The following is a 12988-nucleotide window of genomic DNA, read 5'->3' on the forward strand; positions in this document are numbered from 1 at the left end:
ACTCAGCTGGAGGGAAAATTAGGCCCTTTCATATAGCCAGTCTTAGCTTGTGATCTTCCCGGTATCCGCTCGATTATGCCGGCAGTCATCATTTTTCGGAAAATATTCTTAACCTTATTTTCCGATCCAATGAAGGTGACAGCCCTTGCCTTTGAGTTATTTACCTCATCATTCGTTCGTAAATAATTGATAATAGCTTGCTCAGGTTCTGCCAGCTTTTCGTGTCTCAGGGTCACAAGAACACCGTTGTTAACTTGGCTAACGATTGGATCTTTAAGCTGTAGCTCTCTCATTGCTTGAAACGCGGTATTTAATCCTTCTCCAACATCCTTGTTTGGAGCATCAGGGAACTTGTTTGTAAGGCGCACAATCTTTTGATTGCGTGCAAAACGCTCATCTAAAATATTCTCTACGGTCACATGAGCTGGTAGTGGACCAGGGCTGTAAATCTCAATTCTATTATCAAATATACGAACATGAACATCATCATTCACACTATAATCGCGATGTATAACCGCGTTGGTGATGATTTCATGGATAGCATTCCTCGGATATTGAACCGACTTTAGCCCCGAGTTTTTCATAACTGGTATGCGCTCGACCGTCTCCACTATCCGGTCCACAGTGTCCTTAATCAGGACTACAGCGCAGCCCTCAATTGTAGACGGCTGTCCCTCAAGGGTTGCTCGTGTTGGTTCGTCAGATGTTCTGTATCTGGAAATCTTTATAGCGGCTTTGGGTAAAACTGCTTGTGGCTCATCCGCAAAAAGTATCAAGCCCGCAACCGTCGCTTGGTCTTCTCGGGCGACCTTTTGCTTTTTAAGCCAACTGACTGGTTCCGCCCGAGGCACAATGACGCCATAAAATCCAAGGAACGCCTCAGAGGTTGCGAGTTCCTCGGCTGTCATGTCGACCTTTGAGTCCTCGTAAGACGCGATCCCTTTATTGAGACGAAGTCGTTCCTGTTTTTCGAAGCTGTCTTGCTTTAAGCTTTGAGCGCCTCTCCGAAGGTAGACATCGCCTTGGGAATCTTTCCAGATAAATTGGTTTTTAAAAACCTCGCATGATAGAACGAGACTAGGGTAATCTACGCATCTTATAAACCTATAAGAAAACGTTTCTCCGCTTGGGAATAAGTCCTGAAGAACTGCCAGAACTGAGTTTGCGGCTTCTTCATCCACAAACCCATCCCAACGCGGCCCCGAAACGGAGGGGTCCTCTATGCCAACGTATATCTCTCCGCCTTCGGCATTGCCGAAGGCGGAGAGGGAGCGCGAGAGTTTAGCCGGCTGAATCCGCTTCGATTTGAAATCGAAAAAGTGGCTCTCCGAGCGAGCTAAAATGTCATCGGCATCACTTTTATCGATTTCGGAAATCTGCATGCGACTTACTCCGCAGCAACCCCAGCCAGCGAGAACATGTCGCCGCCGTCGGCGAGGTCCTCGTTGGCCGCCGGGCCCTTCTTGGCGGTCTGGCGCTTGTCGAAGCTGTCCCAGACGTCGTTCCACTGGCCCTTGGTCGCGGCCTTCGAATATTCGGTGGCGCGCTGTTCGAAGAAGTTGGCGTGCTCGACGCCGTTGAGCATCGGGGCGAGCCAGGGGAGCGGGTGCTCGTCGATCATGTAGATCGGCTTCAGGCCGAGCTGAGTCATGCGCCAGTCGGCGATGAAGCGGATATACTTCTTGATCTCCTTGGGGGTCATGCCGTTGACCGGACCCATTTCGAAGGCGAGATCGATGAAATTGTCCTCGAGGCGGATCGTCGTCTGGCAGACGTCGGCGATGTCGTCCTTGACCGCCTTGGTCAGGCACTGACGCTCGGCGCAGAAGGTGTGGAACATCTTGATGATGCCCTCGCAGTGCAGCGATTCGTCGCGGATCGACCAGGTGACGATCTGGCCCATGCCCTTCATCTTGTTGAAGCGCGGGAAGTTCATCAGCATCGCGAACGAGGCGAAGAGCTGGACGCCCTCGGTGAAGCCGCCGAACATCGCGAGCGTGCGCGCGATATCCTCGTCATTGTCGACGCCGAAGCTCTGCATGTAGTCATGCTTGTCCTTCAGCTCGGCATATTCGAGGAAGGCGCCATATTCGCTCTCGGGCATGCCGATGGTGTCGAGCAGATGGCTGTAGGCGGCGATGTGCACCGTCTCCATGTTGCTGAACGCGGCCAGCATCATCTTGATCTCGGTCGGCTTGAACACGCGGCCGTACTTCTCGTGGTAGCAATCCTGCACCTCGACGTCCGCCTGGGTGAAGAAGCGGAAGATCTGCGTCAGCAGGTTGCGCTCGTGATCGCTGAGCTTCTGCGCCCAGTCGCGGCAATCCTCGCCCAAGGGCACTTCCTCGGGGAGCCAGTGGAGTTGCTGCTGGCGCTTCCAGAATTCGAACGCCCAGGGGTATTCGAACGGCTTGTACTGCTTGCGGGCTTCGAGGAGGGACATGGGATACTCCGGGACAAATTTAGGAAATTGCGGAAACTGGTGAAGCTAGAAACGGCTTGAACTGGTGATGACGACGACGAGGAACAGCAGCGACGCGATCGGTGCGGCGATCATCAGCACGCGGCCGCGCTGGCGGATCTTGCCGATGTCGAGCGCGCCGGGGTTCCAGCCGGGTGTCGGACCCCAGAAGGTCTCGCCGCGAAAGTCGCCCGACCAGGGATTATGGTCGAGCCGGCTCCAGTGACGGCCGAGGATCATGTTCGCCGCGCAGATGCCGACGACCGCGAGGATCAGGACGAGCGTGTTCACGATTCGAGCGTCCATTGCCACATCGCGCCCGCCGACAGCGCGAGCACGATCGCGCCCGAGGTGAGCATGATGCCGATCATCCGGAAAGCATAGACCTGCTTGTCGCTGACATCGGGGCTGCGCAGCCGCAACAGCATCGCGACGCCGATGATCCCGAGCAGGGCCGCGACGACAAACATGATGGCGCTGCCATAGGTCATGCGACCAATGCCCGAGACGCGCGTTCTGCACCCGGACCCACCACAGGAGACGCAAAATGGTCGACGCAACCCAGATCAAGGAACACGCTGAAGTCATCGGCGCGGACGGCGTTCATGTCGGTACCGTCGATCATGTCGACGGCGACCGCATCAAGCTGACCAAGAATGATTCGCCGCAGTCGCAGGACGGGCAGGGCGCCAAGCATCACTATATCTCGCTCGGCCTCGTTGCCGAGATCGAGGGTGACAAGGTTCGCCTGAGCGCGACCGGCGCGAACGCGCTGACGTTCGAAGAGAGCGAGTAACCGCGTGGCGCCCTCTCCCGAACGGAGGGGGCGCGCCGAGTGCACGACAGGGGCGTTCCGGAGCGATCCGGGGCGCCCTTTTCGCGTCGCGCGCGCACGGCTGCGGGCCGTGGCACAGGGTACCCGAATCGGGGTGGCGTCGGCCGGTGTCCGCCCGGCGGCAGAGTGCGATTTGCTGCGCATGTCGTCTCCGTCCTAGCTGGGCCCGGCGTCGCCGATGGGCGGCGCTGCGTGACGCCATTTATCTACATGATCGGGCCGGATATCGCTATGCACTTATTTCGATAAGAGCCGCGAATTATCCGACTTGCACCTAGGGATGGTGTGGTCGGGCGCGTGTCGACACCAGATACGGGATCGGGCGTCGGGGCGCGGTCGGGTGGTCGAGACCCCTGCGAGCCCGCGGAATTCCGCGGGTTTCGGGGCCGGACAGGCGTTGTCCGGGCCCCGAAACGACGCGATCAGGCGGCTTCGGGGTCGTCGTCGACCGGGGCCGCGCGCCCTGCGGTCGGGAGCAGCGCGGCGAGTGCTGCGATCGCGTCGCCGGTGAAGTGCCGGACCGCGCCCTCGGGGCCGATCTGGAGCGCATGCTCGGGCGTCAGCGTCGCGGCGCGCTGATGCTCGGGATCGAGCGTGGTCCAGGTGCGGACCGCGGTCTCCAGGTTGGTCACCTCGGCGACGTCGGTGTCGCCGCGGGGTACGTTTTCGAGCGCGGCGCTCATCCGCCAGTCGATGTCGGGCGGCGTCGTGTCGCCCCAATAGGCTTCGGTCATCGTCATACCTCCATCACGCGAGAACCAGATGGAAGCGCCCGGTGCCCGGCGGAGGTTCCGTGGTCAGCCGGCCTCGGTCCGCGCCGCGGCGGTGCGCAGCAGGACATAGCCGAGCGCACCCGAGGCGAGCGACGCGGCAAGCACCGCGAGCGACGCCATTTCGGTCCGCTGCGCATCGGGAAAGGCGAGATTGGCGATGAACAGCGAGATGGTGAAGCCGATCCCCGACAGCGCGCCGATCGCAAGCACCATCCGCCAGGTGACCGCGTCGGGCAGTTCGGCGGCGCCCGCCTTGACCGCCAGCCACGTCGCGGTGACGAAGCCGAGCGGCTTGCCGAACGCGAGCCCGGCGAACACGCCGATCCCGAGCAGCGATCCCGCGGCGTCGGCGAGCAGGTCGGACGAGAAATGGATCCGCACCGCGGACAGCGCGAACAGCGGCAGGACGACATAGGACACCCAGGGATTGAGCATCTGGACGAGGCGTTCGGCGGGTTCGTCGGTCGCCTCGGTCATTTCCTGGATATAGCCGAGCTGTTGCTGCGCCTTGCGCTGGATTTCCTCGTTTTCCTCGGGGTCGCCCGACTCCGCCTCGTCGACCGCCTGCTTGAAGCGGTCGATCGGGGCCTGGACGCGCTCGGCGAAGCGGCGTTCGGACAGCCGCGACTGGGTCGGCGACAACAGCCCGAGCATCACCCCGGCGATCGTCGCATGGATGCCAGACGCATAGACGCCCGCCCAGACGATCAGCCCGAGCAGCACATAGGGGATGGGCGAGACGAGCTTCAGCCGCAGCAGCACGAAGATCGCGACATAGGCGACCGCCGCTACGACGAGCATCGGCAGGACCAGGGTGCCGGTATAGGCGACCGCGATGACGAGCAGCCCGCCGACATCGTCGATCGCGGCAAACGCCAGCAGCACCGCGCGGATCGACACCGGCAGCCGGGTCGCGAACATGCCGATGATCGCGAGCGCGAAGGCGGTGTCGGAGGTGATGACGGTGCCCCAGCCGCTCGCCGCCTCGGTGCCGTAGTTGAACGCGAGATAGACCGCGACGGGGACGAGGATCCCGCCGATCGCGCCGGCGAGAGGGAACATCGCGGTGCGCACGGTCGAGAGCGCGCCCTTGGTGAATTCGCGCTTCACCTCCGCGCCGATGATCAGGAAGAACAGCGGCAACAGCGCCTCGTTCACCCAGTCGGCGAGCGGGTGCGCGGCGCGGAAGCTGCCGAGCCGGATCTCGAGCGTGCTGTCCCACATCGTCTGATAGTCATGCGCGATCGGCAGGTTGGTGCAGACCAAAGCGACGATCGTGGCGATGAGCAGCGGCCCGCCGACGACCTGATCGGCGGCGAAGAACGGTGCGAGGCGGTGGAGGAAACCGGCGGCGGCGGGCGAATGATGCGCGCGCGCCGCCAGCTTGCCGGAGAGACGGGGGGTGAGGGCCATGATGTTCCAGGATCGCGTCGGCAGGACGCGCGTGCGGGTATAACGGTGCAGACCGCCTGTCGTATCCCTTGCCCTATCCCTTGGGCGCGTGGGACACTTCTGCCGGCGGACCGACGCCGCCGGGGGTTGCGTCGCGCGTCACCTGCGGTATCGCCGCTGGCAGGAGGCCGCGCGCCATGACGACCATCGGAACCAAGATCGACGAGACGGGGACGCTGATCCGTGACGGCGGTGCGTTCTATCTCCGCCGCGACATGGGCGGGCGCTATGAGCTCGAGCTCCACCGCACGCCGGTCGACCTGGTCGAGAAGCGCGTCCGGCTGGTCGGCACGCTGGTCGGTGACGACCTAGTCAACGCGGACGGCGTCTCGCCCGTCTAAGAGCAGGCCCGGGGTGGATCGAGACCGCCCGGATGCTACACCCTCCCCGAATCAGGGGAGTAGTCCATGCATCGTCGTCGGTTTCTAACGAGTGCCGCTGCCGCGTCCGTCATCGGTGCGGTCCCGCTGAAGGGGGCCGCCGCGGCGGGATCGCGCGACGCGGCGCTGCGCACGATGCTCGACCGGTTCTTCTATGCGCGGCTCGACGACTCGCCCGAACAGGCGACGCGGCTGGGGCTCGACACGGGAACGCGCAGCGGGCTGAAGGCGCGGCTCGACGACCAGTCGGCGGCGGGGCGTGCGCGCGAGCTGGCGCAGGCGACCAAGGAACTCGCCGAGCTGCGCGCGTTCGGGACGAGCGGGCTGTCGAGCGACGCCGCGCTCGACCACGAGATCGTGACCTATCAGCTGACGCGCGCGGTCGCGGGCGCGAAGCGGTTCACCTATGGCAGCAGCCTCGGGCGGTTCGCGCCCTATGTGCTGAGCCAGCTGACCGGGCCGTATCGCGACGTGCCCGATTTCCTCGAATCGCAGACGCGGGTGCGCGATGCGGGCGAGGCGGATGCGTATCTGCAGCGACTGTCCGCGCTGCCCAAGGCGATCGACGACAGCAGCGAGCAGCAGCGCAGCGACGCGGCGCGAGGCGTGTTCGCGCCGGACTATATCCTCGACACGACGCTGAAACAGCTGGGCAGCGCGATGGAGGGCGCGGCCGCGCAGAGCGTGATGGTGACGAGCTTCGCCACCAAGCTGAAGGCCGCGGGGCTGCCCGACGACCGCGTCGCGCGCGCGACCGCGATCGTCGAGCGCGACGTCCGCCCCGCGCTCGAGCGGCAGCGTGCGCTGGTCGCGGAGTTGCGTGCCAAGGCGGTGCATGATGCGGGGTGCTGGCGGCTGCCCGATGGCGACGCCTATTATGCCGCGGCGGCGGAAGCCGCGACGACGGTAGCGATGAGCGGGGACGAGATCCACCGCCTGGGCCTTGCGCAGGTCGCCGAGATCAGCGCGCGGATCGACGGCATCCTGAAGACGCAGGGGATGACGCAAGGCACCGTCGGCGAGCGGCTGGTGGCGCTCAACAAGCGGCCCGACCAGCTCTATCCCAACACCGATGCGGGCCGCGACGCGCTGCTCGCGCATCTCAACCGGCAGATCGTCGCGATGCAGGCGCGGCTGCCCGAGGCGTTCGCCAGCCTGCCCAAGGCGCCGGTCGAGGTGCGCCGCGTGCCGCCGACGATCCAGGCGGGCGCGCCGGGCGGCTATTACCAGAACGCCTCGCTCGATGGGTCGCGACCGGCGATCTATTATATCAACCTGCGCGACACATTCGACCGGCCCAAATTCGGGCTCGCCACGCTGACGCATCACGAGGCGGTGCCGGGGCATCATCTTCAGGTCAGCCTCGCGCTCGAAAGCGAGCAGATCCCGCTGATCCGCCGGCGCGGCTTCTTCAGCGGCTATTCGGAGGGCTGGGCGCTCTATGCCGAACAGGTCGCCGACGAGATGGGGATGTATGAGGGCGATCCGCTGGGGCAGGTCGGCTATCTCCAGTCGCTGCTGTTCCGCGCGACGCGGCTGGTGGTCGACAGCGGGATGCACGCGAAACGCTGGAGCCGCGAAAAGGCGACCGATTACCTGATCGCGACGACCGGGATCGCGCGCGGTCGCAGCCAGGGCGAGATCGACCGCTACACGGTGTGGCCCGGCCAGGCGTGCAGCTACAAAATCGGCCACACGGTGTGGACCCGCCTGCGCGACGAGGCGAAGACGCGGCCGGGATATACGCCGAAGGACTTCCATGCGGTGCTGCTGAAGGGGGCGATGCCGCTCGCGATCCTCGAACGCGTGGTGCGCCGGACGGGGGCGGGGGCTTAGGCCCCCCAGTTCTCCAGCCCGCCGCCCCCCGCCAACGCCGCCGGACCGCGGTGACTTTTGCAAAAATTCCGCAGCGGAAACTTGTGCGTTGCCGGGGGGTTGTTGGGCGGGGGCTCTCGAACCGGACATGGTCCGGCGCGGCGCCCGGACTGGCCTGGAGAAATGTCGCGTGCGTCAAGAACCGTCATCACCCTCCGACGGGAGCGTCGTATCGACCGGCCTCGACCCGCTGAACTACATCCTCGACGGCGGCTATGCGTATAACCGCGTCCACCTGATCGAGGGTGAGCCGGGGTCGGGCAAGACCACGCTCGGGCTGCAGTTCCTGCTCGCCGGGCGCGATGCGGGCGAGCGGTGCCTGTACATCACGCTGTCGGAAAGCCGCGACGAGCTGCTCCATGTCGCCAGGACGCATGGCTGGGACATGACCGGGGTCGACATCTTCGAACTGGTGCCGCCCGAGCTCAGCCTCGACGTCGATCGCGAACAGTCGATCGTCTATTCGTCCGATCTCGAACTCGGCGAGACGGTCAACATGGTGATGGAGGCGGTCAGCAAGGTCGAGCCGACGCGGATCGTGTTCGACAGCCTGTCCGAGATCCGCCTGCTCGCGCAGGGGCCGCTGCGGTTCCGCCGGCAGCTGCTCGCGCTCAAGCATTATTTCGCGCAGCGCGGCTGCACCGCCTTGTTCCTCGACGATCTGACGCAGACCGAGGACGATCTCAGCCTGCACAGCCTGGCGCACGGCGTCGTCCGGCTCGAACAGATCGCGCTGCCCTATGGATCCGAGCGGCGGCGGCTGCGCGTCTACAAGATGCGCGCGCGCGCGTTTCGCGGCGGCTTCCATGATTTCGTGATCCGGCGCGGCGGGCTGCAGATATTCCCGAGGCTGACCGCGGTCGCGCATCCCGATACCGGTTTCATCGACCGGCTGGCGTCGAGCGGGATCGAGGAGCTCGACACGCTGTCGGGCGGCGGGCTCGACTACGGAACGACGACGCTGATCATCGGGCCGTCGGGATCGGGCAAGACGACGCTGTCGCTGCAATATGTCTTCGCCGCGCTCGAACGCGGGGAAAAGGCGCTGTTCGTCAGCTTCGACGAGACCGAGCGCGTGTTCATGCGCCGCGCGGCGGGGATGGACCTCGACCTCAGCGACCATGTCGCGGCGGGGCGGCTGTGTTTCCGCCAGGTCGATCCGGGCGAATTGTCGCCGGGCGAGCTGACCGGGATCATCCGCGACCAGGTTGAGCGGGTCGGCGCGACGGTGGTCGTGCTCGATTCGCTGTCGGGCTATCAGCTCGCGATGCCCGAGGAGCAGCACATGCTGCTGCAGATGCACGAGGTCGTGACCTATCTGAACCAGCAGGGCGTGCTGGGGCTGCTCGTGCTGACGCAGGCGGGGATGATCGGGACGATGCAGTCGCCGGTCGACCTGACCTATCTCGCGGATTCGGTGATGCTGCTCAGGTTCTTCGAGGCGGATGGCGCGATCCGGCGGGTGATGTCGTTCCTGAAACGCCGCATGGGCCCGCATGAGGGGACGTTGCGCGAGTTCCGGATCGACAGTGGCGGGATCCGCGTCGGGCCGCAGCTGACCGGGTTTCGCGGCGTGCTGACCGGGACGCCCGAATATGGGGGCAGCGCCGCCCTGCTGACGAACCGTGACGAATCCTGACCGACCGGCCGTGATGACCGATGACTTTCTGGTGGTCGCGCCGACCGGCCGCGACGCCGATGTGACCGCGCAGGTGCTGCGCTCTGCCGATATCGCTGCGGTGGCGGATGCCGACGGGACCGCGCTGTTCGCGGCGATCGCGGGGGGCACGCATGCCGGCGCGATCCTGACCGACGACGCGCTGTCGCGGCTCGACCAGGAACGGCTGCTCGCGGCGATCGCGGCGCAGGCGCCCTGGTCCGACTTTCCGTTCATCCTGCTGAGCAAGCGCGGCGAGCCGCGACGCGGTGCGCGCGAGGTCGAGGCGGTCGCCAACGTCACGCTGCTCGAACGCCCGCTGCATCCTGCGTCGCTGGTCAGCGCGGCGCGCGCGGCGCTGCGCGCGCGGCAACGCCAGCGGCTGGCGGCGCGGCATTTCGAGGACCGCGAAAAGGCGCGCGCCGAGCTGCGCGATCTGGCCGACACGCTGGAAGCGAAGGTCGAGGCGCGGACGCGCGAACTGGCGGCGGCGAACGACCGGCTGACCGCGGAGATCGCCGAGCGCGAGCGGGCCGAGGCGCGGCTGGTCCAGGCGCAGAAGATGGAGGCGATCGGCCAGCTGACGGGGGGCATCGCGCATGATTTCAACAATCTGCTGACCGCGGTGATCGGCTCGCTCGACCTGTTGCTGCGGCGCACCGACGACGAGAAGATCCGGCGGCTGGCGAGCATGGCGTTGCAGGCGGGCGAGCGTGGCGCGACGCTGACCGCGCAGCTCCTGTCCTTTTCGCGGCGCCAGCATCTGTCGCCGGTGCCGGTCGAGCCCAACCAGGTCGTCGCGTCGATGGCGGACCTGCTCGCGCGGTCGATCGGGGCGGCGGTGACGGTCGAGCTCGATCTGGCGGACGATGTCTGGCGCGCGATGGTCGATCCGACGCAGCTCGAGGTCGTGCTGCTCAACCTGGCGATCAACGCGCGCGACGCGATGCCGTCGGGCGGGGTGGTGCGGATCGCGACGCGCAACCTGGCCGCGGTGCCCGACGCGCTGACCGCCGAGCTGAACCCGGGCGCTTATGTTTCGATCGAGGTCGCCGATACCGGTGCGGGGATGACGCCCGCGGTGCTGGCGCGCGCGTTCGAGCCGTTCTTCACCACCAAGGGGCAGGGCAAGGGCACGGGCCTGGGGCTCGCGCAGGTGTACGGCTTTGCCCGCCAGTCGGGCGGCACGGTCCGGATCGTCAGCGCGGAGAACGAGGGGACGGTGATCACCTTGTACCTGCCGCGGACGACCGAGGTCGCCGATCCGGTCGCGATCGAGCGGCTGGCCCAGGCGACCGGGTCGCGGCAGCGGATCCTGGTGGTCGACGACGACAATGACGTCCGCGGGGTCGCGGCGCAGATGATCGAGGAGATCGGCTATCAGGTGGTCGCGGCGGCGAGCGGGTCCGAGGCGCTGACCGAATTCGGGCGCGCGTCGTTCGACCTGGTGCTGACCGACGTGGTGATGCCGGGCATGTCGGGCGTCGACCTGGCGCGGCGGATCCGCGCGGTCGCGCCCGCCATGCCGTTGCTGTTCGCCAGCGGCTATGCCGATGTCGCGACGTTCGGCGACGAATTGGCGGCGGAGACGGTGCTGAAGAAGCCCTATCGCATCGGCGAGGTCGCGGCGCGGATCGGCGACGCACTGTCGGCGGAGTCGACGCAGTAGCGCAGGTGACGGACATTGCAGCGTTTCGCGGTGGCGGTGCGGTGTATAGGATGGGGTAAGGCCCGTGCGTGTAGGGTGATCAGGGACGCAGGATTTCGGACCCGGGGTGGGGGCAAGGTGGGGCAGCGTGACTGAGCGGCATGGATTCCTGGGCGACGGACCGCTCGCGGCGCTGATCGCTGCGTTCGACTGGTCGGCGACCCCGCTCGGCCCGATCGAGGGCTGGCCGCCGCATCTGCGGACTGTGGTGTCGATCCTGTTGCGCGCGCCGGTGCCGATGGCGCTGCTGTGGGGCGAGGAGGGGATCCTGCTCTACAATGCGCGCTATGCGACGATCGCGCAGGACAAGCACCCCGCGATCCTCGGCATGCCGGTGCGCGAGGCCTGGACGGAGGCGGCGGCGTTCAACGACGGCGTGGTGCGCGCCGGGATGGCCGGCAAGACGCGGAGTTATGCGCGGCAGGAGCTGACGCTGTACCGCCACGGCGAGGCCGAGACGGTGTTCCTCGACCTCAATTACTCGCCCGTGCTCGATGCGGACGGGGTGCCTGCGGGCGTGCTGGCGGTGGTGATCGAGACGACCGACGCGGTGCTCGCCGAGCGCAGCCTGCGCTGGGAGACACACAGCCTCGAGACGCTGAACGTCACCGGCGCGGCGCTGGTCGCCGAGCTCGAGCTCGAGCCGCTGATCCAGATGGTCACCGATGCGGGGGTCAAGCTGACCGGGGCGGAGTTCGGGGCGTATTTCCACAACCTGATGGACGAGACCGGCGAGCGGCTGCACCTGTTCACGCTGGCCGGGGCGGAGCGGGCGGCGTTCGAGAAGCTCGGGCGGCCGCGCGCGACCGCGGTGTTCGGGCCGACCTTCCGCAACGAGGGCGTGATCCGCTCGGACGATATCCGCACCGACCCGCGCTACGGGAAGAGCGCGCCGCATTACGGGATGCCGCGCGGGCATCTGCCGGTGCGGAGCTATTTGTCGGTGCCGGTCACGTCGCGCACCGGGGTGGTGCTGGGCGGGCTGTTGTTCGGCCATTCCGAGCCGGGACGTTTCGGCGAGCGGCACGAGCGGCTGCTGGTCGGCGTCGCGGCGCAGGCGGCGATCGCGATCGACAATGCGCAGCTGTTCAAGGCGGTGCAGGAGGTCAACGACACGCTCGAACAGCGCGTGGCGGAGCGAACCGCGGAGCTGACCCAGGCGCATGAGGCGCTGCGCCAGGCGCAGAAGATGGAGACGCTGGGCCAGCTGACCGGGGGTATCGCGCATGATTTCAACAATCTGCTGACGGTGATCCGCGGATCGACCGACCTGTTGCGGCGTCCCGATTTGAGCGCGGATCGGCGCGACCGCTACATCACCGCGATCGCCGACACCGCCGATCGCGCGACCAAGCTGACCAACCAGCTGCTCGCCTTTGCGCGGCGATCGTCGCTGACCCCCGAGGTACTCGACGTCCGCGCCGTCGTCAGCGGGATGACCGACATGCTCGCGACGCTGTCGGGATCGTTCATCGACATCGCGCTGAGCCTGCCCGACACGCCGTGCCTGACGCATGCGGATGCGAGCCAGCTCGAGACCGCGATCGTCAACCTGGCGGTCAATGCGCGCGACGCGATGGCGGGGCGCGGCGCGCTGCGGATCGTGGTCGGGCGCGCGGCGCGGATCCCGGCGGTGCGCGGCCATGTCGCGCGCGACGGCGATTTCGTGACGATCGGCGTGCACGACACGGGCAGCGGGATCGACCCGGCGCATATCGAGCATATCTTCGAGCCGTTCTTCACGTCGAAGGCGATCGGCCATGGCACCGGGCTGGGCCTGTCGCAGGTGTTCGGCTTCGTGAAACAGTCGGGCGGCGAGGTGATCGTCGAGAGCACGCCGGGCGCGG

The 12988-nt window shown here is 66.0% G+C and carries 11 protein-coding genes and 1 pseudogene; 6 read left to right on the forward strand and 6 right to left on the reverse strand.

Features of this window, described 5'->3' with window-relative positions; genetic code table 11:
• Nucleotides 1-2: 2 nt before the first annotated feature.
• Genes IFS44_RS13945 through IFS44_RS13960 form a run of 4 tightly spaced genes read right to left on the reverse strand, consistent with a single transcriptional unit; the run spans nt 3 to nt 2952 of the window.
• Nucleotides 3-1382 carry an ATP-binding protein gene (locus IFS44_RS13945; RefSeq protein ID WP_192098875.1) on the reverse strand — a complete coding sequence of 460 codons (1380 nt, stop codon included), beginning with the start codon at nt 1380-1382 and terminating at the stop codon, nt 3-5.
• Nucleotides 1383-1387: 5 nt separating this feature from the next.
• On the reverse strand, nt 1388-2443 hold the full coding sequence (locus IFS44_RS13950; RefSeq protein ID WP_056409090.1) for a ribonucleotide-diphosphate reductase subunit beta: 1056 nt from the start codon (nt 2441-2443) through the stop codon (nt 1388-1390).
• Between the two features lie 45 nt (nt 2444-2488).
• Nucleotides 2489-2752, reverse strand: coding sequence for a hypothetical protein (locus tag IFS44_RS13955; RefSeq protein ID WP_031396613.1), 264 nt, complete (start codon nt 2750-2752; stop codon nt 2489-2491).
• On the reverse strand, nt 2749-2952 hold the full coding sequence (locus tag IFS44_RS13960; RefSeq protein WP_031396614.1) for a hypothetical protein: 204 nt from the start codon (nt 2950-2952) through the stop codon (nt 2749-2751). Before IFS44_RS13960 ends, IFS44_RS13955 begins: the two co-directional genes overlap by 4 nt.
• 56 nt (nt 2953-3008) lie before the next feature.
• Between IFS44_RS13960 and IFS44_RS13965 the strand changes: the two genes are divergently transcribed.
• On the forward strand, nt 3009-3257 hold the full coding sequence (locus IFS44_RS13965) for a DUF2171 domain-containing protein (RefSeq protein WP_031396615.1): 249 nt from the start codon (nt 3009-3011) through the stop codon (nt 3255-3257).
• A gap of 461 nt (nt 3258-3718) precedes the next feature.
• Here the strand turns inward: IFS44_RS13965 and IFS44_RS13970 are convergent, their stop codons facing one another.
• Both IFS44_RS13970 and nhaA read right to left on the reverse strand, forming a co-directional pair.
• Entirely contained in the window at nt 3719-4030 is a 312-nt protein-coding gene (locus tag IFS44_RS13970) for a hypothetical protein (protein ID WP_192098876.1), read from the reverse strand.
• A 63-nt stretch (nt 4031-4093) separates the two neighbouring features.
• Entirely contained in the window at nt 4094-5482 is a 1389-nt protein-coding gene (gene nhaA / locus IFS44_RS13975) for a Na+/H+ antiporter NhaA (RefSeq protein WP_192098877.1), read from the reverse strand.
• A 176-nt stretch (nt 5483-5658) separates the two neighbouring features.
• Between nhaA and IFS44_RS13980 the strand changes: the two genes are divergently transcribed.
• The 5 genes and pseudogenes from IFS44_RS13980 to IFS44_RS14000 form a co-directional block, all read left to right on the forward strand.
• Entirely contained in the window at nt 5659-5862 is a 204-nt protein-coding gene (locus IFS44_RS13980; RefSeq protein ID WP_031440577.1) for a DUF5818 domain-containing protein, read from the forward strand.
• Between the two features lie 66 nt (nt 5863-5928).
• The gene (locus IFS44_RS13985; protein WP_192098878.1) at nt 5929-7737 is read left to right on the forward strand and encodes a DUF885 domain-containing protein; all 1809 of its coding nucleotides are present in this window, start codon (nt 5929-5931) and stop codon (nt 7735-7737) included.
• A 169-nt stretch (nt 7738-7906) separates the two neighbouring features.
• Nucleotides 7907-9415: an ATPase domain-containing protein gene (locus IFS44_RS13990; RefSeq protein ID WP_342366428.1), complete on the forward strand. Its 1509-nt coding sequence runs from the start codon at nt 7907-7909 to the stop codon at nt 9413-9415.
• 13 nt (nt 9416-9428) lie between these two features.
• The gene (locus IFS44_RS13995) at nt 9429-11102 is read left to right on the forward strand and encodes a response regulator (protein ID WP_192098880.1); all 1674 of its coding nucleotides are present in this window, start codon (nt 9429-9431) and stop codon (nt 11100-11102) included.
• Nucleotides 11103-11379: 277 nt separating this feature from the next.
• Nucleotides 11380-12960, forward strand: a pseudogene (locus tag IFS44_RS14000) (GAF domain-containing protein); the annotation flags it as partial.
• Between the last annotated feature and the right edge of the window lie 28 nt (nt 12961-12988).

It is taken from the genome of Sphingomonas sp. CFBP 13706 (assembly GCF_014842355.1).
Taxonomy (GTDB): Bacteria; Pseudomonadota; Alphaproteobacteria; order Sphingomonadales; family Sphingomonadaceae; genus Sphingomonas; species Sphingomonas aerolata.